This window comes from Prauserella sediminis, from assembly GCF_014195435.1.
Taxonomy (GTDB): domain Bacteria; phylum Actinomycetota; class Actinomycetes; order Mycobacteriales; family Pseudonocardiaceae; genus Prauserella; species Prauserella salsuginis.
On record NZ_JACIBS010000001.1, the window covers coordinates 571,616 to 595,461 of the forward strand.

The 23,846-nt window shown below is 70.4% G+C and carries 20 protein-coding genes and 2 pseudogenes; 15 read left to right on the forward strand and 7 right to left on the reverse strand.

The genetic code is table 11. From position 1 onward, the window contains the following. Window positions 1-68 precede the first annotated feature (68 nt). From FB384_RS02530 to FB384_RS27435, 6 genes and pseudogenes are all read left to right on the forward strand, one after another. Entirely contained in the window at window positions 69-2,741 is a 2,673-nt protein-coding gene (locus FB384_RS02530; RefSeq protein WP_183778791.1) for an aldehyde dehydrogenase family protein, read from the forward strand. 402 nt (window positions 2,742-3,143) lie between these two features. Continuing rightward, window positions 3,144-4,166: an iron-siderophore ABC transporter substrate-binding protein gene (locus tag FB384_RS02535; RefSeq protein ID WP_183778793.1), complete on the forward strand. Its 1,023-nt coding sequence runs from the start codon at window positions 3,144-3,146 to the stop codon at window positions 4,164-4,166. 96 nt (window positions 4,167-4,262) lie between these two features. After that, the gene (locus tag FB384_RS02540; RefSeq protein WP_407676058.1) at window positions 4,263-5,165 is read left to right on the forward strand and encodes a FecCD family ABC transporter permease; all 903 of its coding nucleotides are present in this window, start codon (window positions 4,263-4,265) and stop codon (window positions 5,163-5,165) included. Then, entirely contained in the window at window positions 5,162-6,259 is a 1,098-nt protein-coding gene (locus FB384_RS02545) for a FecCD family ABC transporter permease (RefSeq protein WP_323985102.1), read from the forward strand. Before FB384_RS02540 ends, FB384_RS02545 begins: the two co-directional genes overlap by 4 nt. A 12-nt stretch (window positions 6,260-6,271) precedes the next feature. Continuing rightward, window positions 6,272-7,147, forward strand: a pseudogene (locus FB384_RS27430) (ABC transporter ATP-binding protein); the annotation flags it as partial. 204 nt (window positions 7,148-7,351) lie between these two features. Beyond that, a pseudogene (locus FB384_RS27435) lies at window positions 7,352-7,906 on the forward strand (MSMEG_1061 family FMN-dependent PPOX-type flavoprotein); the annotation flags it as partial. Window positions 7,907-8,060: 154 nt separating this feature from the next. On the opposite strand, the gene FB384_RS02555 reads toward FB384_RS27435, so the two are convergent. Then, the gene (locus FB384_RS02555; protein ID WP_183778798.1) at window positions 8,061-8,780 is read right to left on the reverse strand and encodes an ABC transporter permease; all 720 of its coding nucleotides are present in this window, start codon (window positions 8,778-8,780) and stop codon (window positions 8,061-8,063) included. Window positions 8,781-8,851: 71 nt separating this feature from the next. Continuing rightward, the gene (locus FB384_RS02560) at window positions 8,852-9,751 is read right to left on the reverse strand and encodes an ABC transporter ATP-binding protein (RefSeq protein ID WP_183778800.1); all 900 of its coding nucleotides are present in this window, start codon (window positions 9,749-9,751) and stop codon (window positions 8,852-8,854) included. A 164-nt stretch (window positions 9,752-9,915) separates the two neighbouring features. Between FB384_RS02560 and FB384_RS02565 the strand changes: the two genes are divergently transcribed. Then, window positions 9,916-11,061 carry a sensor histidine kinase gene (locus FB384_RS02565; RefSeq protein ID WP_323985103.1) on the forward strand — a complete coding sequence of 382 codons (1,146 nt, stop codon included), beginning with the start codon at window positions 9,916-9,918 and terminating at the stop codon, window positions 11,059-11,061. Next, window positions 11,058-11,660: a response regulator transcription factor gene (locus FB384_RS02570; protein WP_183778804.1), complete on the forward strand. Its 603-nt coding sequence runs from the start codon at window positions 11,058-11,060 to the stop codon at window positions 11,658-11,660. Before FB384_RS02565 ends, FB384_RS02570 begins: the two co-directional genes overlap by 4 nt. 159 nt (window positions 11,661-11,819) lie before the next feature. On the opposite strand, the gene FB384_RS02575 is transcribed toward FB384_RS02570, so the two are convergent. Further along, complete coding sequence (locus FB384_RS02575) at window positions 11,820-12,473, reverse strand: TetR/AcrR family transcriptional regulator (protein WP_183778806.1); 654 nt, start codon at window positions 12,471-12,473, stop codon at window positions 11,820-11,822. A gap of 201 nt (window positions 12,474-12,674) precedes the next feature. On the opposite strand from FB384_RS02575, the gene FB384_RS02580 reads away from it, so the two are divergent. Then, window positions 12,675-14,102 (forward strand): MFS transporter, encoded by a 1,428-nt coding sequence (locus tag FB384_RS02580; protein ID WP_183778808.1) that lies wholly within the window; start codon window positions 12,675-12,677, stop codon window positions 14,100-14,102. Window positions 14,103-14,193: 91 nt separating this feature from the next. Here FB384_RS02580 and FB384_RS02585 read toward each other — a convergent pair whose 3' ends face one another. Further along, entirely contained in the window at window positions 14,194-15,453 is a 1,260-nt protein-coding gene (locus FB384_RS02585; RefSeq protein WP_183778811.1) for an MFS transporter, read from the reverse strand. Window positions 15,454-15,565: 112 nt separating this feature from the next. Here FB384_RS02585 and FB384_RS02590 point away from each other — a divergent pair, with 112 nt between their 5' ends. From FB384_RS02590 to FB384_RS02610, 5 genes are all read left to right on the forward strand, one after another. Continuing rightward, window positions 15,566-16,246 (forward strand): TetR family transcriptional regulator, encoded by a 681-nt coding sequence (locus tag FB384_RS02590; protein WP_183778813.1) that lies wholly within the window; start codon window positions 15,566-15,568, stop codon window positions 16,244-16,246. A gap of 309 nt (window positions 16,247-16,555) precedes the next feature. Continuing rightward, entirely contained in the window at window positions 16,556-16,933 is a 378-nt protein-coding gene (locus FB384_RS02595; RefSeq protein WP_183784844.1) for an ArsR/SmtB family transcription factor, read from the forward strand. Then, window positions 16,930-18,045 (forward strand): ACR3 family arsenite efflux transporter, encoded by a 1,116-nt coding sequence (arsB, locus tag FB384_RS02600; RefSeq protein WP_183778815.1) that lies wholly within the window; start codon window positions 16,930-16,932, stop codon window positions 18,043-18,045. The genes FB384_RS02595 and arsB overlap by 4 nt, the downstream gene beginning before the upstream one ends. Before the next feature lie 26 nt (window positions 18,046-18,071). Continuing rightward, on the forward strand, window positions 18,072-18,479 hold the full coding sequence (locus FB384_RS02605) for an arsenate reductase ArsC (protein WP_183778817.1): 408 nt from the start codon (window positions 18,072-18,074) through the stop codon (window positions 18,477-18,479). A 112-nt stretch (window positions 18,480-18,591) separates the two neighbouring features. Next, a complete protein-coding gene (locus FB384_RS02610; protein WP_183778819.1) occupies window positions 18,592-19,665 on the forward strand; it encodes an ArsO family NAD(P)H-dependent flavin-containing monooxygenase in 1,074 nt (357 codons plus the stop codon). Between the two features lie 64 nt (window positions 19,666-19,729). Here FB384_RS02610 and FB384_RS02615 read toward each other — a convergent pair whose 3' ends face one another. Continuing rightward, on the reverse strand, window positions 19,730-20,773 hold the full coding sequence (locus FB384_RS02615; RefSeq protein ID WP_183778821.1) for a flavin-containing monooxygenase: 1,044 nt from the start codon (window positions 20,771-20,773) through the stop codon (window positions 19,730-19,732). 100 nt (window positions 20,774-20,873) lie between these two features. Continuing rightward, the gene (locus FB384_RS02620) at window positions 20,874-22,259 is read right to left on the reverse strand and encodes an NAD(P)-binding domain-containing protein (protein WP_183784846.1); all 1,386 of its coding nucleotides are present in this window, start codon (window positions 22,257-22,259) and stop codon (window positions 20,874-20,876) included. Window positions 22,260-22,398: 139 nt separating this feature from the next. Here FB384_RS02620 and FB384_RS02625 point away from each other — a divergent pair, with 139 nt between their 5' ends. Then, window positions 22,399-23,238: a helix-turn-helix domain-containing GNAT family N-acetyltransferase gene (locus FB384_RS02625; RefSeq protein WP_228725945.1), complete on the forward strand. Its 840-nt coding sequence runs from the start codon at window positions 22,399-22,401 to the stop codon at window positions 23,236-23,238. Between the two features lie 77 nt (window positions 23,239-23,315). Here the strand turns inward: FB384_RS02625 and FB384_RS02630 are convergent, their stop codons facing one another. Continuing rightward, window positions 23,316-23,705 (reverse strand): MerR family transcriptional regulator, encoded by a 390-nt coding sequence (locus tag FB384_RS02630; protein WP_323985104.1) that lies wholly within the window; start codon window positions 23,703-23,705, stop codon window positions 23,316-23,318. Between the last annotated feature and the right edge of the window lie 141 nt (window positions 23,706-23,846).

A 23,846-nucleotide genomic window follows, 5' to 3' on the forward strand; every position in this document is an offset into this window, starting at 1 on the left:
CATCGGGCGGGCGCACCGACGCAAGCCGCATGCCCGAGTGCAGCGGCCGCCTCCACCCAGGAGCAACCATGGACTCCACCAAACCGAGAATCATCACCCCCACCGGCGTGCTGACCGTGGCCGACATCGAACGGCGAGGCGCAGCGATGACGCGGCGCCTGCGCGAACAGGGATTCCGCGCAGGCGACCGGGTCGGGCTCTCCGGCGCCAACTCCCCCGACCTCGTCATCGCGCTGCTCACCCTGATGCACCTCGACGCCAGCATCATGCTGCTCGACGACCAGTTGACCGACCAGGCCCGCAACAGTGCGCTCACGAAAGCTTCGGCGACGTGGCTTCTCTGCGACGACGCGGCGTCGGCCCGGCCGGTCGAGCCGGTCCGAACGTTCGGCCTGCGCGAACTGACAGCCGAGGACGACGCGGCCCCCGAATCCGCGCTGCACATCGACCTCGCCTCGTGGAGTGCCCGGCAGGACGCGCTGATCGTCTGGTCGTCGGGCACGACGGGCAGTCCGACCGGCGTGGTCAGGTCGGGCGGCAGCGTGCTGGCGAACATCCACCGTTCGCAGCGGCGGATGGGCTACACCGCTGACGACGTGCTGCTGCCGCTCCTGCCGTTCTCGCACCAGTACGGGCTCTCGCTGGTTCTCCTCTGGTGGTTCGCCGACGCCTGCCTGATCGTCGTTCCACCCACCCGGCTCGACCGGGCGCTCGAAGCCGTCGAAGGGCTGAACGTGACGGTCGTGGACGGAGCACCGTCGACCTACCACAGCATCCTGCGCATGCTCGAACGCAAACCCGTGGCACCGGAGGCGCTGGCCTCGGTGCGCATGTGGTGTGTCGGCGGTGCGCCGTTGGGGATCACGCTCGCCACCGAGTTCCGCGACGTCATCGGCGCCCCGCTGCTGGACGGCTACGGATCCAGCGAGGCGGGCAACATCGCGCTGGCCGGTGTGGACGATCCGACGCTGCTCGGCAAACCGTTGGACGGCATCGAGATCGACATCCTCGGCGAGGACGGCACGTCGTTGCCGCCCGGCGAGGTCGGCGAGCTGCTGGTGCGGACCCCCGATTTCATGACCGCGCTGCTGGCCGACGACGGCACGTTGCGCCACGTGGACAGGTCGGCCTACCGCACCGGTGACGTCGGCTATCTCGACGAGCGCGGCAACGTCGCCGTGCTGGGCCGAAAAGGTGCGGTGCACCGGCACGGGCACACGCTGTATCCCGAGGCGCTGGCACGCAAGGCCGAAGCCTGCGGAGCGCCGGTCGAGGTCGTCCCCTTCGAGGACACCCGGCGCGGTTGCCAGCTCGTGTTCGCCGTCGCCGACGACTCGCGCCGCGACCCGCGGATGTGGCGGCGACTCTTCAACGACCGGCTCGCCGTCCACGAACGCCCCAACAAAGTCGTCGTCGTTCCCGCCTTCCCTCGCAACAGAAACGGAAAGGTAGACATGAACCAGCTCCGTACGACCGTGGAGAAAGCCTCGGACAACACCGCCGCGTCGAACTCCCCGGTCGCGCTCGCCCGTGAGGACGGCACCGACACCGGGGTGCCGCTGGCCGACCGTGCACCGGCGCTGCGCGCGGTCGAGAACTACCTCAGGACTCACCGCGAGGAGATTCTCGCGATCCTGACCGAGGTGTCCAACCACAAGACCGCCGAAGGCGAACTGGACACCGCGATCGAGACGCTGAGCGGCGCCTTCGAGGAGGTGTCGACATATCGGCCGCCGCGGATCGGCTCCACCGCGGTGTTCATGCCGTCGAACATCCCGCTCTACTCGTACGTGCTGTACCTGCTGGTGCCCGCGCTCTACAGCGAGCGAGTGGTGTTCCGCCCGTCCAGTCACATCAACAAGCAGCTGATCCGGCTGCACGAGCTGCTCGAACCCCACCACGGGCTCCCGCTCCAGCTGTCGGCCAGCACGCAGCGGGACTTCGTGGAGGGCCCCGTCACCGAGGCCGATCTGGTGATCTTCACGGGTACCTACGCCAACGCCGAGAAGATCCGTTCGAAGCTCGGCGACGAGCAGCTGTTCGTCTACTTCGGCCAGGGCATCAACCCGTTCATCGTCGGTGAGAACGCCGACGTCGACAGGGCGGTCACCGACGCCGTCGAGATCCGCCTGCTGAACTCGGGGCAGGACTGCTTCGGGCCGGACGTGCTGTTCGTGCACGAGTCCGTCTCCGAGCGGTTCCTCGAGCTGCTCACCAAGCGGCTCGACGACCTCGTCTTCGGCACCAACGCCGATCCGCACGCCGACTACGGCCCGATGCACTACGAGCAGGCTTTCGGATTCGCGCTCGACCACCTGCACCGCCACGCGGGCGACATCGTCCACGGCGGGCACGCCGAGCTCGCCACCCGTGAGCTGCAGCCGACCGTGCTGCTGCGCGACATCGGCGGCAAACCGAACTGCGAGGAACTGTTCGCGCCGATCTTCAACGTGTTGCGCTACTCCACACAGGACGAACTGCACGGGTTCCTGGCGTCGCCGTTCTTCGAGGAACGGGCCATGGGGGCGATGGTCTACGGCGATCTGCCGGAGACCGTTGAGCTCCTGCAGAAGCGGCACGAGGTCTGCGTCAACACCACCCTGCTGCACACCGACAACGGCAACGCGCCGTTCGGCGGGAGGGGGATGGTCGCCAACTACGTCGCCCACCGGGGCAAGCGGAGCGCGGAGCCGTTGCTCGCGTCGAAGGCGGTCGCCGATTACCTGGCTCCGGCCGAGTGATCGCGGGCGGTGCCGGCTCACCCCCGAAGCGAGCCGGCACCGCCCCGGTCGGGCTGCCCAGGGGCACCTGCGGGGCATTGATCGAGCATTGCCGCGCGGAGCGCGTCCGTCTGGGTGGCGGTGGGAGACGGGCGGGAGCCACGAATCCTCCCCTCTTATCGATGTACTGCACCGGGAGACGCCCCGCACGACCACTCCTGAGGTCGAGTTCGCGACCAGCAGTGGGAAGAGACGTGAAGGGAACAATTGGGGCGCCGCTGCGCCCCGAAGGTGCCCTTGGGGCGCAGCGGCGCCACGGGACGCAGTCCGCGTGACCCGGCCCACGTCACCAGGAGTTCCGAGAGCACACGCTCGTAGTTAGGGTAGGCACAGTTTACCGGCCTCCCTCGAAAGGGCGTACCCATGAGTCGTGCCGCTCGGCCCCTGCGAACCCTGTTCGCCGTGTTCCTCGCGGGTGTGCTCGTGGCCCTGACCGGCTGCACCACGACCGGTGCCGACGGCCGTGCCGACGGCGGCGAGGGGCAGCTCAATCCGGAGGCCGACGACTCGCAGTTCCCCGTCACGATCCCCACGAAGTTCGGTGACGTGACCATCGACGAGCCGCCGCAGCGCGTCGTGGCGCTCGGGTGGACCGATGCCGAGGTCGCGATGGCACTCGGTGTGCAACCGGTCGGCACGGCGGACTGGCTCGAGGTCGGCGACGACGGTCTCGGCCCGTGGTCGCAGCAGGAGTACGACCGGCCACCGGCGAAGCTGGGCACGCTCGAAGTGAACATGGAGCAGGTCGCAGGACTGAACCCCGACCTCATCCTCGACACGCGTTCCAGCGGTGAACGCGCACGGCACGACCGGCTCACCGAGATCGGCGTGCCCGTCGTCAGCCTGCCCGAAGGAGCCGACGACTACCTCACGACGTGGCAGCAGCAGCTCGACATGATCGGCAAGGCGCTCGGCAGGCAGGACGAGGCCGAGCAGCTGCGGAAGGACCTGAACGCCAAGTTCGACCGCGTCGCCGGCGAGCACCCCGAGTTCAAGGGCACGGAGATGGTGCTGGCCTCGCGGCTGCCCGACGAGTGGGGCGCCTACCTCGACGGCGACGGCCGGGTCGAGTTCATGCAACGGCTCGGCTTCGTCAACTCGCCGCGTATCGAACGCCAGCCCGGCGGCCGCGGGTTCAGCGTCCCCATCTCCGACGAACGCCTCGATCTGCTCGACGCCGACCTGACCGCGGTGTTCCTCATCGGCGCCGACCCCGAGGACGTCACCGGCGACCCGCTGTACCGGGCGATTCCGTCGGTCGAGAAGGGCAACGACCTCGTACTGAGCGACCAGGACATCTCGCTGGCGTTCTCCAGCAACTCGGTGGTCGGCCTGTCCTGGGCCCTCGACGAGGTCGTGCCGCTGCTCGCGGACACGCTCGGCTGACCGCTGCCGGCGACTGTGCGGAAACCACTCGGTATCGGCGCCTGCCTGGCGGTGGCGGCTGTCCTCAGCCTGGCGGTCGGGACGAAGGACATCCCGGTGACCACCGTGTTCGACGCGCTCACGGCGTTCGATCCCGGCCAGGTCGACCACCTGATCGTCACCGAACGCCGTGTGCCCCGGACACTGACGGGTCTGCTCGTCGGCGCGGCACTCGGACTGGCCGGCACGCTCATCCAGGGCGTCACCCGCAATCCGCTGGCCGACCCCGGCATCTTCGGCGTCAACGCGGGCGCCGCACTGTTCGTGGTCGTGGGCATCGCGGTGTTCGGCGTGACCAGCCTGACCGGATACGTGTGGTTCGGATTCGCGGGTGCCGCAACCGCCTCGGCGGTGGTCTACGTCATCGGCTCGCTCGGCCGGGGCGGCGCGTCCCCGTTGAAACTGGCCCTCACGGGTGCGGCCCTGACCGCGGCGCTGAGCTCGCTGCAGAGTGCCGTCCTGCTGACCGATCCCGCGACACACGACCGGTTCCGGTTCTGGCAGGTGGGCACGCTCGCGGGCCGCGATCCGGAGATCGTCGAGCAGGCGCTGCCCTTCCTCGCGGCCGGGATCGTCGGTGCGCTGCTGCTCGGCAAGGTCCTCAACGGACTGTCGCTCGGGGACGACGTCGCGCGGTCGTTCGGGCAGAACACGACGACCGACCGCGTGTGGTGCGGTCTCGCGGTCGTCGTGCTCGCCGGTGCCGCGACCGCCCTCGCCGGCCCGATCACGTTCCTCGGGCTCGCGGTGCCGCATCTCGCGCGCATGGTGGCCGGTCCCGACTACCGGCGGATCCTGCCGCTGTCGATGCTGATCGGACCGGTCCTGCTGGTGCTGGCCGACGTGCTCGGCCGGGTCGTCGCACGGCCCGGCGAGGTGCAGGCGGGGGTCGTGACGGCACTGCTCGGCGCACCCGTGCTCGTGGTGCTGGTGCGACGGCGGAAGTTGGCCCGGCTGTGACCCCCTCGACCCCCGCGACCGCACCGGCCCCGCCGGCCAACAGGGCGACGTCCAGCGACGTGGCCCGCGTCTCGCGTGCCCGCCGCAGGGAACGCTCGCGGGCGATCGTCGTGACGGCAGGCCTCGCGGTCGCCGTCACCGCGGTGCTGCTGGCCGCACTCGCCGTCGGCGACTTCCGCATCGGCATCCCGGACCTGCTGGCCAGGCTCGTCGGCCAGCAGGTCGGTGAGCTCCAGCCGCGGATCGACTACGTGCTGTTCGACCTGCGCCTGCCGCGTGCGGTGACCGGCCTTCTCGTGGGTGTCGCGTTCGGACTGGCGGGCTCGCTGTTCCAGCGACTGCTCCGCAATCCGCTGGCCAGTCCCGACGTACTCGGCATCTCGGCCGGCGCCAGCGCCGCGGCCGTACTGGCCATCGTCGCGTTCGGCGCGAGCGGGTTCGCCGTGTCCGCAGGTGCGTTCACCGGCGCCGTCGCCGCGTCGGCGCTGATCTACGCGCTCGCCTGGCAACGCGGCATCAGCGGTTACCGGCTCGTGCTGATCGGCATCGGCGTCAACGCGGCGCTGCTGTCGGCGGTGTCGTTCCTCATGACACGCGCCGACATGACCGACGCGCAGCAGGCGCTGCTGTGGCGCACCGGCAGCCTGTACGACAGTTCGTGGGACGAGGTCGCAGCGCTGCTGGGCTGCCTGGTGGTGCTCGTGCCCACGGCCCTGCTGCTCGCGCGGGCGCTGCCGCGACTGCAACTCGGCGACGACTCGGCGCGCGGACTCGGCCTGCCCGTCGAACGCACCCGACTGGCGCTGCTGCTGGTAGCGACGGGACTGATCGGGGTCGGCACCGCAGCGGCGGGACCGGTCGCGTTCGTGGCGTTCCTGTCGGGGCCGATCGCGTCACGCCTGCTCGGCGGAGCTCGCCCCGGCACCGTGCCCGCTGCCCTTGTGGGTGCACTCGTGACCTTGAGCTCGGACTTCGTGGCCCAACACCTGTTCGGCGATCAGCAGTTCCCCGTCGGCGTCGTGACCGGCGCGGTCGGCGCGCCGTACCTGTTGTGGCTGCTCGCGAAAAGCAATCGCGCCGGACGCGGCGAGTGACGGAGGAGAAGCATGGCAGGCGAATCCGCAGCAGCAGACACCGTCGCCGCGGCACCGGCACCGGCGCCCGCGCCCGCGCCCGCGCCCGCGCCCGGAGAATCCCGGCGGCCGGCCGTGCACACCGAGCGGATCAGCCTCGGCTACGGCGACCGCAGAGTCGTCGACGAGCTGTCGCTGGACATCCCGCCGGGAAGGATCACGGTCATCGTGGGCCCCAACGCCTGCGGCAAGTCGACCCTGTTACGCGGCATGGCACGACTGCTGCGGCCGACCGCCGGCGCCGCCTGTCTCGACGGCAAGAGCATCCACTCGCTGTCGAGCCGTGAGGTCGCCCAGCAGCTGGGGATCCTGCCGCAGTCGCCGTCCGCGCCGGAGGGCATCACCGTCACCGACCTCGTCGGCCGCGGCCGCTCGCCGCACCAGGGCTGGTTCGGCCGGTGGAACGATGCCGACGAACAGGCCGTCGCCGACGCGATGCGCGCGACGGGCACACTCGACCTCGCCGACCGTTCGGTCGACGAACTCTCCGGCGGGCAGCGCCAGCGCGTGTGGATCGCCATGGCTCTCGCGCAGCGCACCGGTGTGCTGCTGCTCGACGAGCCGACGACCTTCCTCGACCTCACCCACCAGGTCGAGGTGCTCGACCTGCTCGCGGACCTGAACCGCACCGAGGCCACGACGATCGTGGCCGTGCTGCACGACCTGAACCTCGCGTGCCGATACGCCGACCACCTCGTCGTGCTGTCCGAGGGCAGGCTGGTCGCCGAAGGCGCGCCGCGGGAGGTGGTCACCGAGGAGCTCGTGCGGGACGTCTTCGCACTGCCGAGCCGGGTGATCGACGATCCGGTGTCGGCCACCCCGCTCATCGTGCCGATCGGCAGACACCACGGCTCCGCGAACCTCGCAGGCACTGCAGCCGGCACCGCCGCGGCCGACTCGGTAGCTGCGGCCCCAGCCGATACCCCTGCCGATACCCCCGCCGAAGCCGCCCTCGATGTCGCGGCGGCGATTCCTCCCACCGGAGCCGGGTCCGCGGCGGTGTCGGGTGTGGCTTCCGGTGCGGTCGTGAGGTCGGAGACCGAGCTGCGCGAAGTGGTCGACGAGCCGGTGCCGCTGATCGCCGACAAGGCGGCGCCGGCCATCGACGACGAGTCCCGGAGGTTCCTCGAAGCCGCCCCGCTGCTGATGCTGGCATCGGCGGCCGACGACGGCAGCGTTGACGTGTCCCCGCGCGGCGACGAGGACGGCAGTGTGATCGTGCTGGACGAGCGCACCGTCGCGTTCGCCGATCGGCAGGGGAACCGCCGTGTCGACAGCATGCTCAACATCCTCCGGAATCCGCGCGTGGCGATGCTGTTCCTCGTCCCGGGCATCGACCACGCCCTGCGCATCAACGGCACGGCCACGATCGTCCGTGACGGCGAGCTGCTCGACCGGCTCGCGCTGAAGGGATCGCCGCCGGAACTGGCGGTGGTCGTCACGGTCTCCGAACTTTTCGTCCACTGTGGACGAGCTTTCGGCCGGTCGAAGGTCTGGGATCCCGAGGCCTGGCCGGACCAGGGTTCCCTGCCGACAGCGGGAACCCTGCTCAAGGCCCACACCGCCCTCCGGGACACGCTGCGCGATGCGGAGCGCGACGGCTCCTGAACCCACGAGCCCGGGTTGCCCCCTGGGGCCCGACCACCGCCCCTGATCGACGCGCTGCCGCGCGACCGCACCCACGAGCCCGTGTTGCACGTCCGGGTGTTGGGGATGCGACGTCGGCGGCGGTGCGTACGCAGCGGGACCACACGGATCGCCGTCAGCGGCGCGGTTCCCAGCGGAACAGCTTCGCCGCCAGGTTGGCCGCAACGAACACCCAGGCGAAGGTCGGGGCGAGCAGGATCAGCGACTGCGACAGCTCCACCCCGCCGTTCCAGGCGTTCAGTACCAGTTCGGTGGCCGCGCCGCCGGGCACCAACCGTTTCACCAACTCCAGGTCCTCGGTGCCGGTGAGACCGATCCAACTCGCCACGACGATGACGCCGATCGCCACGGGCAACGTCGTGACCTGCGCGTGTTCGGGCGAGTTCGTCAGACCCGCCGTCGCCAGGGCGAATCCCACCAGCATGGCGAGTGTCGCGACGACCCCCACGGCGAGCAGGACGACGTCCGCCGGTCCGCCCGCGACGACGCCGAAGACGATGAGGATCCCGGTCACCTGGACGGCCGCGAGCGCGGTCACCGGCAGCAACAGGCCGCCGAGGATTCCGCTGTCCCCGATCGCCGTCGACCGGAGCCGCTTGAGGAACAGGTTCTGCCTGCGGGAGGCGAGCGTCGTCACCGCACTGGTGTAGAGGCCGAACGCTCCTACGGTGAACACCACGATCGCGGCGATGTAGCCGAGACTGCCCATGTCGGCGAAGATCTCGTGGCGGTAGACGAAGAACGCGCTGATGGCGATCGGCATGATGAAGCTGGTCAGCAGTACGAGCCGGTTGCGGAAGAGCTGGACGAGTTCGCCGTAGGCGATGGCGAGCATGGATGTACTCCCTCGATGAGAAGGTCGCGAAGCCGGACGAGCAGGTGGCGGAGCCGGGTGAGAAAGTCGGCTCAGTTGATGGCGCGGAAGACGTCGTCGAGACGGGTGGGGCCCGCTTCGAGTCCGATGAGATCGACGCCGTGGTCCTCGGCCCAGCCGAGCAGCGTGTACAGATCCTTCTGGACGCGGTGGGTCTCGACACGGAACGTCCCGTCGCCCTGTCGCTCCACGTGCAGCGGCAACGCCGGGACCCCGGCGAGTGGGCGGGACGGCAGACCGAAGCTGATCACACCCGGCAACGCGCCCGTCAGCTCGGCGACCGTGCCTTCCCTGTGGAACACCCCCTGGTGCATCAGGCCGATCCGGTCGGCCCGCTGCTGCGCTTCCTCGAGGTAATGCGTGGTGAGCACGACCGTGGTGCCGCCCTCGCGCAGCCGGTCGACGGCGTCCCAGAGCTCGTCGCGGGACTGGATGTCCAGACCGGTGGTCGGCTCGTCGAGCACGATCAGCTCGGGCGTGCCGTACACGGCGGTGGCGAAGTCGAGCCTGCGCTTCTCACCACCGGAGAGCTGAGAGACCTTGGTGCGTGCCTTCGAGGTGAGCCCGACCAGGTCCACGACGCGGTCGACGTCGTCGGCGCGCCGGGTCAGCGCGCCGATGATCCGGACCGACTCCGCGACCGTGAGATCCGGGGAGAACCCGCTCTCCTGCAGCATGATGCCCATGCGCGGACGCACGGAACCCCTGTCGCGCGGGCTGTCGCCGAACACGCGCACGGTGCCCGAGGCCGGTGGCCGGTGCCCCTCGATGACCTCCAACGTCGAGGTCTTGCCCGCACCGTTGGTGCCGAGCAGCGCGTAGAACTCGCCGCGCCGTACCTGGAAGGTGAGGTCCTTGACCGCGTGGAACTCGCCGTAGACGAGGTTGAGCCTCTCGACGTCGATGACCGGTGTGTCGTCTGTGCTGTTCATGACGTCGATTCCACGCCGTGGGGCGCCGCTAGGGCAGTGTCGCGGCGTCACGACCTCGGCATGACATTTCCCAGTACGCACCCATGACGTGGTGTCACTGGCGGCCGCACGCCCGGCACGGAATGCTGGGAACGGATCTGCCCGCTCCCGGCCGACGAGGACCCGTGACGACCACCGACGACCAGTCCGACGCACAGACCCGGCTGCGCAAGATCAACCTCACCGTGTTGATGCCACCGGTCTTGGGTATCGGCATCCTGCTCATCATCGTCGACACCGACACGTGGCTCGACCGGACCGTACTCGCCGTGGGTGTCGCGACGGCGGGGTACGCGTTCGTGCACTGGGCCCACGGGGGCATCCTCCGGGTCGCCGTGCCGTGCCTCGCGCTGACGGCGGGCGTGTGGCTCTACGGTGCGCTGGCCTCGGACATGCGCACAGCGTTCTTCCCACTCCTCGTCGTGGGGCCGTTCGTCGTGTCGCGGCTGCCGCGCCGGCGTATCGCCGCGACGGTGGCTCTCACCGTCGGCGGTGCGGCGATCGGGGCCCTGCGCCTGCTCGTGACCACCGGCGGCGCGGCGGGAACCCTCCTGGCCGACGTCGCCATCCCCGGTGGCCTGCTGCTGCTGGCTTCCCTGGCCGAGTTTCCCAACAAGCGCTTCTACGACGTCGTGACGGACCTCGAACGGGCGCGGTACCGGGAGGCGGAACTCGCCGTCGCCGGAGAACGCATGCGCTTCGCCAGCGACCTGCACGACATCCAGGGCCACACCCTGCACGTCGTCAAGCTCAAGGCGGCGCTCGCACGCAGGCTCGTGGCCACCGACCCGAAGCGCGCGGAGGACGAATTGCAGGAGATCCACGATCTGGTGGGTGAGACGATCACCCGCACCAAGGAACTCGCCTACGCCCAACGCCGCCTGAACCTGAGGGCGGAACTGGAGAACGCGAAGAACCTGTTCGAGGCGGCGGGAATCGGCATCGACATCGACCGCCGCGATGATCCCGCTCCGGGCCAGAGCGAACTGCTCGGCCAGGTACTGCGCGAGACCACGACGAACATCCTCCGCCACGCACAGGCCGAACGGGTCCGCATCACGTTGTCGGCATCGGGCATCACCATCGTCAACGACGGCGCGCAGGACACCCGGCCCGTCCTGAGTGGACTCGCGACGCTCACCGACCGCATCTCCGACGCGGGCGGGGCACTGACTGTGCAGCAGCAGGGCGGCCGGTTCGTCACCGCGGCGGAGTTCGGTGCCGCCGCACCCGTGACGGGAACCGAGATCGGCGAGGAGGAACCGGCGTGACCACCGTGGTACTGGCCGACGACGAGGCGCTGCTACGGAAGGCCATGGCCGCGCTGCTGCCGATGGAGGGCGACGTCACCGTGCTCACCGAGGCCGAGGACGGCGAGTCCGCCGTGCGGGAGACACTGCGGCACCGGCCGGACGTACTCGTCATCGACCTGGAGATGCCCGGACTCGACGGCCTGGGCGCGGTCACCCGGATCCGCGACGCGCTGCCGGAACAGGTGATCCTCATGCTCACCCGGCACGCGAGGCCCGGCGTGCTGCGGAAGGCACTCAAGCTCGGTGTACAGGGGTTCGTCAGCAAATCGGCCGAACCGGCGCACATCGCGTCGGTGATCGCGACGCTCCACGGCGGAAAGCGCTGGATCGACCCGGACGTCTCCGCGCTCGCCGTCGTCGACGACTGCCCACTCACCGACAGGGAGGCCGACGTGCTGCGCGCGACGAGCGAGGGCTACTCGGTGGCCGACATCGCGGCGCAGCTGCACCTCGCCGAAGGCACCGTCCGCAACTATCTGTCCACGACGATGCAGAAGACCCAGACGCGCACCCGGCACGACGCGGCGAGGTACGCCCGCCATCGCGATTGGCTGTGACCGCCGCGCGCGGCGTCGATACGCGGAGACCCCGGCGACCACCGGTCGGCCGCCAGCACAGCGGTGTCGGTGCGCGCTGTCAGCGCAGCGGTGTCGGTCGGCCGCCAGCACAGCGGCGCCAGCACAGCGGTGTCGGTGCGCGGTGTCAGCGCAGCGGCTTCAGTGCAGCGGTGTCACCGGAGCGGTCCACATCCCGGTCAGCGCGTCGATCAGCCCGTGGGCGGCCTCGTCCCACGACTCGGCCGACGGTTCCGTGCCGTCGGCGAGCGCACGCTCACGGTCCGCGACGGTGTGCACCATGAGGGTGCGCGCCATCTCCGCGCGCTGCTGCCGCACGCTCCGCGGCAGTTCGGGCAGACAGGCGTCCAAGCCGGCCCGGACCTCGTTCAGCACCGGTGAGTTCAGCGCCTCCTCGGTGATCATCGCGGCGAACGCGGGCTCGGTGGCTGCCTGTGCCGCGAACCGGGCGAACCAGGTCGGCGACCCCGATGCCGCGAGGTGCCGGGTCATGGGCAGGACCAGGCAGGACACCCAGTCGCGGACTTCCCGGGACCCGCGGACCTGCTCCAGCATCTCCTCACGCAGGTGCTCGACCCGTTCGTACCGGTGGCGCACGATTGCGCGAACCAGGTCGGCCTTGCCGCCGAAGTGGTAGCCGACGGCCGTGTTGTTGCCCTGCCCGGCCGCTTCGCTGACCTGCCGGTTCGACACGGCGGTCACGCCGCGTTCGGCGAACAACCGCTCGGCCGCCTCGATGATCAGCTGCCGCGTCGCGGCGGCCCGCGACGTGCGTTCCACTCCGTTACCGGTCATCACGACTCAACACCTCCCGCCGGGTTCGCCGCAGCTTACGCGTCACACGTCCGGGCCTTCCGGCGCGACAACATCCGAATGTTAAATTAAGTCACGCGACTGATTTTGCGTACCGTAAGCACCGGAACGGCACACGCCGACCGCGGTGATCCGGTGGCCGCAGCCGCCACGCACGGCACAGCACCGACCGAGGAGTTCCCCATGTCCACGACCGTGACGGCACCACCACCAGCCGGCGAGACGCGCCGCGCACCCGCGCGGCCGCACACGGTCGTGATGGTGCTGGCATTCAGCGGCATCATCGTCTCGCTCATGCAGACGGTGGTCGTGCCGCTGGTACCGACGCTTCCGGCACTACTGGGCGCCTCGGCGGCCGACACGGCGTGGGCCGTCACCGCAACACTGCTCGCGGGCGCGGTCGCGACCCCGACCGTCGGCCGACTCGGCGACATGTACGGCAAACGCCGCATGCTGCTGCTGAGCATCGGCCTCCAGGTGACGGGGTCCGTGTGCTGCGCCCTCGCCGGAAACCTGCCGATGATGGTGATCGGCAGGGCACTCCAGGGCTTCGCGGCCGGTGTGATCCCGCTGGGGATCAGCATCATGCGCGACGTCCTCCCCCGCGATCGTCTCGGCTCCGGAACGGCGCTGATGAGCGGCTCACTCGGCGTCGGCGGTGCGCTGGGACTGCCGGCCTCCGCCCTGCTCATCGAACAGGCCGACTGGCACGTGATGTTCTGGGTCACCGCCGGACTCGGCCTGGCGTCCGGAGTACTGATCGCGACCGTGGTACCGGGGTCGCCGGTACGGACCGGCGGCCGTTTCGACCTGCCCGGCGCGATCGGACTGTCCGTCGCGCTCCTGTGCCTGCTGCTGGCGATCTCGAAGGGGGCCGACTGGGGCTGGACCAGCGGACCGACGCTCGGACTGGCCTGCGCGGCAGTCGTCGTCCTGGTGATCTGGGGCAGATGGGAACTGCGTTCCCCGGCTCCACTGGTCGATCTGCGGACGAACGCGCGCCGCCAGGTGCTGCTCACCAACCTCGCCTCGGCGGTGTTCGGATTCGCCATGTTCGCGATGTCGCTCGTCGTCCCGCAGCTGCTGCAGGCACCGGCGGCCACCGGGCACGGCCTCGGGCAGACGATTCTCGTCACGGGGCTGGTCATGGCACCGAACGGCCTGATCATGATGGCGATGTCGCCGGTGTCCGCCCGGATCTCCGCGGCCGCGGGACCGAAGGTCACCCTGATGACCGGCGCGGTCGTCGTCGCATGCGGCTACGGCCTCGGGACCGTACTGATGGGCCAGATCTGGCAGCTCATGCTCTTCACGAGCATCATCGGTGCCGGCATCGGCCTGGCCTACGGGGCCATGCCGGCTCTGATCATGGCGGCCGTTCCGGTGTCGCAGACGGCGTCCGCGAACAGCCTCAACACGCTGATGCGTTCGGTCGGCACGTCCTCCTCGAGCGCGATCACCGGGGCGGTGCTGGCCGGGCTGACGATCAGTGTCGGTGGCGTGTCAGTGCCCTCCGAAGCCGGATTCCGGATCGTGCTGGCCGTCGGCGCACTGGCGGCGCTCACCGCACTCGCCGTCGCGGCGTTCCTCCCGAAACACCGCGGCGACTGACGCACGCCCCCGTCGTCGCACGACCCGGCCACGGATGATCCGCTCTGGACCTTCCGAGCCGGGCCGCGGCAACGGCGAGACCACGGATGTGTCACCCGGGTCGGCCCGCTCGCTCCGGACGAGATCCCGGCTCGGACTCGGACTCCGCATCGGACCCGGGTTCGCCATCGACCTCGGATTCCGGATCGGACTCGTTGCGCGGGGTTCGGATGGGCGTCGCCGCGAGGACGACGAAGGCGGCTCCGCACAACACCGCCGCCACGGCGAACCCGGTGGCCACGCTCGTGGCCTCGATGAGCGGGCCGAACACCAGTGGCGAGGCGAACTGGCCCACGAACATCGCGGTGCCCGACAGCGATGTGGCCGTGCCACGGTCGTGCACACTCGGCGTGTCACCGATGAGCACCGTCAGGACCGGCAACAGGAGCCCGTTGCCGAGACCGAACACCGCACCGGCAACCAGCACGAGCGGGTACACGCCGGTCACGGCGAGCAGCACGAACCCCACCGTCCAGCACGCGAGCGAGAACCGCAGCAATGCGCCGAGCCCGGCACGGCCCCGGATGCGGGCGTACAGCAACCCGGAGACCGCGGCCACGAGCGACGAGGCGACCATGAACAGCGACACCAGAAGCGGGCTGTGCACACCGATTCCGGCAAGCCGCGTCGGCAGGAACACCGCCGTCGAATACATCGCCAGCCCCATCAGCAGCATCAACCCGTACCACCCGAGCAGGGACGGATACCGGCGCAGCAGCCGCACCGCGCCGCCGGCGCGCTCGGCGCCACCGTCCCGGTCGGCGTCGTCGGGCAGGAATCGAATGGCGGCGATCCCGAGCGGCACGCCGACGAAGTACACGGCGAACGCTCCGTGCCACGACACCCCACCCAATGCGCCGGCCAACAACGGCCACACCAGACCGCCGATCGTGGTCGCAGTGGAGCGCCAGCCCATCACACGGTCACGTTCACTCCCGCGGTAGAGCGACAACAGTGCGACGGTCGTACCGGTGAACACCACGGCGGCACCCAGTCCGAGTACGACCCGGCTGGCGAGCAGCGTCGGGTAGTCCGTCGTGATCAGGCCGGCGCTCCCGCCGATGCCGTAGACGATCAGTCCGGCGACGAGCGGGCGCCGCACCCCGTAGCGGTCGATGAGCCGGCCGACCAGCGGACCCGCCGCGGCGATCACGACGCCGTGCGCCGTGATGACGAATCCCGCCAGCACGCCGTCGATGTCCAGGTCCGACCGGATCAGCTCCAGCACCGGCATGACCGCGGCACCGGCCATCACGGTCAGGGTCGAGGCGAGCAGCAGCACGATCAAAGCACTGCGCTGACGAACGGGCACAACCATCCCTCCCCAGATTTACCACTCAGATTCGCCACTCAGTGGCATTTGCTTATGGGTGACAGACTACACGAGATGTCAGAGGTGCCCCAGTGGCGATATCGTGCGGACCGTGAGCGAGACGAACACCCACGACGACCGGCCGCTGCCGCTGCGGGAGCGCAAGAAGCGCCGCACCCGGCACGCCCTGAGCGAAGCGGCACTGCACCTGTTCCTCGAACGCGGCTTCGACGCTGTGACACTCGACGAGCTCGTCGACACGGTCGAGGTGTCGAAGCGCACCTTCTTCCGCTACTTCGAGTCGAAGGAAGCGGTGGCGACGGCCGCGGAGCACGAGCTGTGGGACACCTACCTCGACGAGCTCGCGAACGCGTCGCTGACGGGGCCGGTACTGGACGTGCTGCACGCGTGCCTGACGGCGGCCGTCCGGAGCATGGACACCGAGTGGGAGCGCCGGTTCCTCGCCACCCGGGGACTGATCGCGCGCACACCACAGCTGCGCGACCACAGCGACCTGGCCTCGCTGCTAACCCAGGAACGTATCGCCGAGCAGCTCGGCGACCGCCTCGACGGCACCGCGACCTCGGACGTTCGGATCCGGCTACTGTCGGAGATCGCCATGGCGGCGTGGCGCACCGCCGCACGCCGCTGGGTCCGCGCGAACCGGGAAACGGCGTTCCGCCCCGCGGCCGAGCCGGAGCACGGGCAGGCCGCCACAACGCGCGCCGACCTGATCGACAGCATCGACGCGACCTACGCCGCCCTCGGCGACAGCCTGACCCTTCAGGCCTGAGAACCTGCACATGCCGACCCCCGAGAGCACAGTCGCGCGGTAGCGCGTCCTTGGGGGGCGGTGGCCGGGCGACGGGTGGGAACAGTCGCGCGGTAGCGCGCCCTTGAGGGGCGGCGGCCGGGCGACGGGTGGGAACGACACGAACCCCGGATGAGGCGCCGCTCACGGCCGGTTGACGACTGTATCGACGGACATCAAGATAGACGAATGTCGAAACAGCCGCCGGTGTCCGACCGGAACGCCGGGGCGCGACCGCATCCCGAGACGCCGCCGCAGTCCCCGACTCCGGCAATGTCCGTGACGCCCACGATGTCCGCGACGGCGACGTCCGAGCCCTGCGAGACGTCGCTGGCCGGCGACCCGTTGTCACAGGACCAGGCCACCGAACTGGCACAGGCTTTCAAGGCCCTCGCCGACCCGGTGCGCCTCCGACTGCTCTCGCTCATTGCCTCGCACGCGGGCGGCGAGGCGTGCGTGTGCGATCTGACCGGGACGTTCGACCTCACCGGGCCGACGATCTCGCACCATCTCAAGGTTCTGCGCGAGGCCGGGCTCGTGACGAGCGAACGGCGCGCGACCTGGGTGTACTACCGCGCGGCCCCGGACGTCCTCGCCCGGCTGTCGGCCGTGCTCCGGCCCGCTGGAAACCCCGCCGACACGTCGGCCGAGACGGAGGTCACCGCATGACCGTCGACACCGAAGCAACGGCCGACGACCGCGGCGTCGTCGGCAAGCTGTCCACACTGGACAGGTTCCTGCCACTGTGGATCGCGGCGGCGATGGTGGTGGGGCTGCTCGCAGGCAGATGGATCCCCGGGCTGGACACGACACTCGAGGCGATCTCCGTCGGCGGCATCTCGGTGCCGATCGCGCTCGGCCTGCTGGTGATGATGTACCCGGTGCTCGCGAAGGTCCGCTACGACCGGCTCGACACCGTCACGCGCGACCACCGGCTGCTGTGGCCGTCGCTGGTGCTCAACTGGGTCCTCGGACCTGCCGTCATGTTCGCGCTGGCGTGGCTGCTGCTGCCGGACCTGCCCGAGTACCGCACCGGCCTGATCATCGTAGGGCTGGCGCGCTGCATCGCCATGGTGATCATCTGGAACGACCTGGCCTGCGGCGATCGCGAGGCCGCGGCGGTCCTGGTGGCGCTGAACTCGGTGTTCCAGGTCTTCGCGTTCGGCGCGCTCGGCTGGTTCTATCTCGAACTGCTGCCGGGCTGGCTGGGCCTGCCCACGTCGGACCTCGACGTGTCGGCGTGGCAGATCGTGGTGAACGTGCTGATATTCCTCGGCATTCCGCTGCTCGCCGGCTATCTCACGCGGCGGTTCGGCGAACGCGCGAAGGGCCGCGCCTGGTACGAGTCGCGGTTCCTGCCGCGTATCGGACCGCTGGCGCTCTACGGCCTGCTGTTCACCATCGTGCTGCTGTTCGCATTGCAGGGCGAGCGGATCACCGGCAACCCGCTCGACGTGGTCCGCATCGCGCTGCCCCTGCTGATCTACTTCGCCGTGATGTGGGCGGGTTCCTACGCGCTCGGCAAGGCCGTCGGCCTGAATTACGAACGCACGACGACACTCGCCTTCACCGCGGCGGGCAACAACTTCGAGTTGGCGATCGCGGTGGCCATCGCGACCTTCGGCGCCGCCAGCGGCCAGGCGCTCGCCGGGGTCGTCGGCCCGCTCATCGAGGTGCCGGTGCTGGTGGCGCTCGTGTACGTCTCACTGGCACTCCGGCGCCGCTTCTTCCCGTCCCCCGACCGGCAGCAGTCCGACCCGCACCGATCCACTCCGCGGTGATCCGCCGCAACCGGAAGGAGAACCCCGTGTCCGACATCCCCGAGGTGCTGTTCGTCTGCGTGCACAACGCGGGCCGTTCGCAGATGGCCGCCGCGCTGCTCGACCACCACGCCGCGGGCCGGGTGACCGTCCGTTCCGCGGGATCGGCACCCGCCGAGTCGATCAACCCGGCCGTGAGCGAGGTGATGGGTGAGCTCGGGCTGGATCTGAGCAAGGATTTCCCCAAACCGTTGACCACCGAGGCGGTGCAGGCGGCCGACGTGGTGATCACGATGGGCTGCGGCGATGCCTGCCCGGTGTTCCCCGGTAAGCGCTACCTGGACTGGCAGCTGGACGACCCCGCGGGCAGAGGAGTCGACGACGTGCGGCCGATTCGCGACGACATCGACCGGCGGGTGCGGGCGCTGCTGGCCGAGCTCGTGCCGACGGCTTGACGCCCCGCACCGTCGGGAGGCCGACAGCACGACGGCGGAGCGGCCCATCGTCCAAGCGACGGGGCAACCGGGCTGCGCGGCGAACAGGGACGGCGACCGGGGAGGGTGAGGCGTGACCGGGACCGTGGACGTGGTCGTGGTCGGCGGCGGTCAGGCCGGGCTCGCGGCAGGGTATTTCTTGCGCAGGGCCGGGCTGCGGTTCGTCGTCCTCGACGCGCAGGACGAGCCCGGCGGCGCGTGGCGCCGCGGCTGGGACTCGCTGCGGCTGTTCTCCCCTGCCGAGCACAACCCGTTGCCCGGCTGGTGGATGCCCCGCCAGGAAGGCGAGCCCTTCCCCACCGCAACTCACGTCGCCGGATACCTGCAGGACTACGAGCGGCGCTACGACCTGCCCGTTCGGCGCCCCGTGCGGGTGCGCGGCGTCCATGACGCGGGCGCGCGGCTGGCCGTCGACACCGACCACGGCATCTGGCACGCCTCATTCGTCATCAGTGCGACCGGAACCTGGGACTCGCCGATACTGCCCCACTACCCGGGTGCCGTCGAGTTCGTGGGTGAGCAGCTGCACACCGTCGACTACCGCTCACCGGAGCGGTTCCGCGGCCGCCGCGTCGTGGTCGTGGGAGGCGGCAATTCGGCGGCGCAGATCCTGGCTGAGGTCTCGACGGTCGCGACAACGACCTGGGTCACGCGCAGGGAGCCGCGGTTCATGCCCGACGACGTGGACGGCCGCGTGCTGTTCGACGTCGCGACCCGTCGGGATGCCGCCCGCCGAGCCGGCACGGACGCCGAGAGTGTCTCGGCGCTCGGTGACATCGCGATGGTTCCGCCTGTCCTCGAGGCTCGCGACCGCGGTGTGTGCCGTGCCCGGCCGATGTTCGACCGGCTCACCCGCGACGGCGTGGCCTGGGACGGCGTGGCCTGGGATGACGGCACCGAGCAGCCGTGCGACGTGATCGTCTGGTGCACCGGGTTCCGCCCCGCGCTCGATCACCTCGAACCATTGGAGCTGCCGCTGCCGGGCGGGGTGCCGAAGACGATCGGCACCCGGTCGGTCGACGAACCGCGGCTGTACCTGCTCGGCTACGGCGACTGGACAGGCCCGGCGTCGGCGACCCTGATCGGCGCGAGCCGCACCGCGAAGCCGGCCGTCGCCGACATCACCGAACGCCTGCGCGTGGCGTGACCCGCAGCCGTACCCCCGTGCAGCCGTGTCCTGCGGCGGGGACATGCGGGGCAGCCCGGAACGGTCACCCACGAAGCAGTCTGCGGGTGACGTAGCGGGCGTCGCGGCCGACCCCGCGTAGCGTCGCCGACGCGAAACTGCGCTGCCATTCCAGCCCGACGTACCCCAGCCCCGGATGTGTCGTCGACACCCCGCGTCGCTGTCTCGGCGTTCCGTCGCCGTCGAGCGCACCGAGCGGCTCCAGGTAGGACAGCTCGGGGCGGTACCCGGTCGCCAGAATGATCGTGTCGACGCGTTCCCGCGTGCCGTCCGCCCAGGTGATCCGACGGCCGTCGACGGCAGTGAACATCGGCCGCCGATCCGGGTTTCCTTCGTCGATGACGCGCCGGTAGTGGCCGTCGTCGTTGACCGGCATCGGCGGCGGATTGCGCACGAGGTGACCGATCGGCAAGTGGTCGAACCCGCTGGCCACGGACCAGAAGTGCACGTCCCGTCCTGCGATGAGCTGCGGTGCGAACGTCACCGGGCGCCGGGTCGCGAGACTCACCCTGGCGTGGCCGGCGAGTTCCACGGCGATCTGCACGGCGGAGTTCGCCGCTCCCACGACAACGACCCGAGTGCCGTCGAACGCGGTGGGTTCACGGTAATCGGAGGCGTGCAGGACGCTCCCGGTGAAGGAATCCAAGCCCGGCAGTTCGGGGCGGTGGGGACGGCCGAACGCGCCCGTGGCGGCGACCACGAGGGGCGCGGTCATCGACTCGCCGTTGTGGAGGTCGACGTGGAACCGCGTTCCCTGCCGATGCACCTGTTCGGCTCTGTGTCCGACCCGGATGTCGACGTCGAGGCCCTTGGCGTAACCACGCAGGTAGTCGACGACCTCGTCTCGGTGCGGATAGTGGTCCGGGTCGCCGGGGAAGGCGACCTCCGGCAGCGCGCTGTAGCGGGCCGGGGAGAACAGCACGAGACTGTCGTAATAGGACGGCCACGACCCTACCGGTTCCGGCCCGGATTCGAGGATCACTGGGACCCGACCGGCGCGGCGCAGCGCCCGAGCGGCGGCCAGTCCGGACTGCCCGCCGCCGATCACCAGAGCATCGACGTCGTTCACGACACGTTCCTTTCCTGCGTGGATGCCGGAGCGGCGGCCTGCCGGTGACGGTCGCTGTCGGCAGGCCGCCGCGGTCCGGGTCGGTTCGGTGACTCGGAGCTCACCGCGGCGCGGGGCCCGACGGTGCCGGCAGCGCGGTGTCGGCCGCGGTTCCGGCGGGCGCGCCGCAGCAACCGGAGTCCTCGGCGGTCTCCTGCCGCCCCGCGTGCCCGTCGGCGGCCTGCTGGTCGAAGAGGCCCGAACCGCCGCACACGCCGGTTTCGGGAAGGGTGAGCTCGACGCGGCGGGCGGATTCGGTGTCGCCCGCCAATTCGGCGGCGATGCTGCGGACCTGTTCGTAGCCCGTCATGGCGAGGAACGTCGGCGCCCGGCCGTAGCTCTTCATCCCGGCCAGGTACACGTCCGGTTCCGGGTGGGCGAGTTCGGCCGCGCCGTGCGGGTAGACGGTGCCGCACGAGTGGACGTTCGGATCGATCAGCGGTGCCAGTCGTACGGGAGCCTGCAGCGCGGGGTCCAGCTCGAGTCGCATCTCGGACAGCCACGACAGGTCGGGCCGGAACCCGGTGAGCGCGACCACCTCGTCGGCGTCGGCGACGCTACGTCCGTCCACAGTGGCCAGCTTCAGCCTGCCGCGGCCGTCGCGTTCGACGACGTCGGTGCGAAAGCCCGTCTCGACGGCGATGCGCCCCGCATCCACGGCCGCCCGCGCGCGGTCGCCCAGGGCACCTCGCGCGGGCAGCTGGTCGGCGGCGCCGCCGCCGAACGTGTCGCCGAGCCGCCCGCGGCGCAGCAGCCACGTGATGCGGGTGTCCGGCCGTTCGGCCGCGAGCTCGTCGAACATGATCAGCGCGGTGAGTGCCGAGTGGCCGCTGCCCGCCACGACCACGTGCCGCCCCGCATAACGGGCCCGCAGCTCCGCGCCGCTCAGGTCCGGCAGGTGGTGGGTGATCCGCTCGGCCGCGTCGCGTTCACCGGCCGCGGGCAGGCCGTCACCCCCCAGCGGATTGGGCGTGTGCCAGGTTCCGGACGCGTCGATCAGCGCCCGGGCGGTGATCCGCTCCTCGCCGCTGGAGGTCCGGACGTGGACGGTGAGCGGCTCGGTGTCGCGGCCTGCGTCCACCAGGCGATCCCGGCCCCGCCGTGCGACACCGGCGACCTCGGCGCCGAACCGCACGCGGCCGCCCAGCGCCGCAGCCAGCGGACGCAGGTAGTCGGCGGCCCACTGCGCACCGGTCGGGTACGCGTCGTCGTCCGGGCGGCGCCATCCGCGCGCCTCGAGCAGTCGCCGCGCCGACGGTGCGACGACCTCGGCCCACCGGGAGAACAGTCGCACATGACCCCACTCGGCCACGGCCGCGCCCGCCTGCCGTCCACGCTCGAGAACGAGCGGCTCAATTCCCCGGTGCAGCAGCTCCGCGGCGGCCGCCAGCCCGACCGGGCCCGCGCCCACCACGACAACCGGAGCCTCGTCCTTCGCCGAACCCATCATCACCGACGCCTTTCCTCGTTTCGGGCTTCCATCTCGCCGTTCCACTTTTCATCGATATACATCGATCAACTGGTGGCGAGAGTATCGACGACGGTCGATGAAAGCAACCATCGACAGACGTCGATACACTGGCGGCATGCCGATCGCGCTGCGCCAAGCCCAGGTCCTGCCCACCGCGGACGCCAGCACGTACGCGGAGTGGTTCTCGTGCCTCGCGGAACCGGTACGGGTGCGCCTCCTGCACGCGGTCGCCACGAGCCCGAAGGGCATCACCGTCGGGGCGCTCACCGAGCTGCTCGGGACGAGCCAGTCGACGTGCTCGTTCCACGTGCGCAAACTCGCCGACGTCGGTTTCGTCGAGACACACAAAGAAGGCACGAGCACGGTCGTCACCGTCAACGAGGCCTGCTGCAGCGGACTGCCCCATGCCGCGGACGCCGTGATGGGCGCGCTCGGGCCGAGGCCGTGCTGCCCCGAGGACCTGCCCGCCGACGTCACCGTCCGAGCGCTGCGCGACGAGGACTGGCCGGCGGTGCAGCGGATCTACGGCGAAGGCATCGCCTCCGGCATCGCGACGTTCGAAACGACCGTTCCGGACGTGGCACACCTCGACGCCACGTGGCTGCCGGACCACCGGTGGGTCGCCGAACTCGACGGCGAGGTCGTCGGCTGGACCGCCGCGACGGCGGTGTCGGCGCGGGAGTGCTACGCCGGTGTGGCGGAGACGTCCGTCTACATCGGCGAGGACCACCGCGGCCGCGGAATCGGCAAGGCGTTGCTGTACAAGCAGGTCATGGAGGCCGACGAGGCCGGACTGTGGACCCTGCAGACGTCGATCTTCACGCAGAACCGTGCGAGCATCGCCCTGCACCACGCGGCCGGCTACCGCACCGTGGGCGTGCGTGAACGCATCGCCCGGCGCGACGGCCGGTGGCACGACACGGTCTTCCTCGAACGCCGCTCACCGGTGAACTGAATCCCGCCGGGCGAGCCCGGCGGCCCGAGCCCCGACAGCCGGCTCCACCCTCTCCGTCACGGCGGTACGGCGGCAGACTACGAACCGGGGCGGGCCAGTTCGTCCAGCCGCGCGCGGAGCATTCCGGCGAACTCCTCGGCATTGCGGAGCCGGGACCGCAGCTCGGCGCACCGCCGTTCGGCGATCCCGGCGAACTCGCGCAGCCGCGACTCCGGGTCCGGCACCTGCTCCCCAGCATCGGCGTCGAGGACGGCGAGCAGCTCGCGCATCTCGTCCAGCTGGAAACCGAGCGGCTTCATCCGCATGATCAGCAACAGGCGGTCCACGTCAGGTTCCTGATACAGCCGGAAACCGCCCTGACTGCGTGCGCTGGGCACGACGAGGCCGACCTCTTCGTAGTAACGGATGGTGCGCAGCGATAGCCCCGTACGCTCGGCCACCTCGCCGATCTGCATGTGCTCGGCCACGACGCATCCCTTTCCTCGACCAGATCCCGACCGTAACCGCCCGCCACCCTGCCGGCGCAGGCGACCACGTCACCGCGAGAGCGGCGTCCCCCACCACGGACGAACCCACGAGACACGCCACCGGGCGGCCGGCAACGGGTA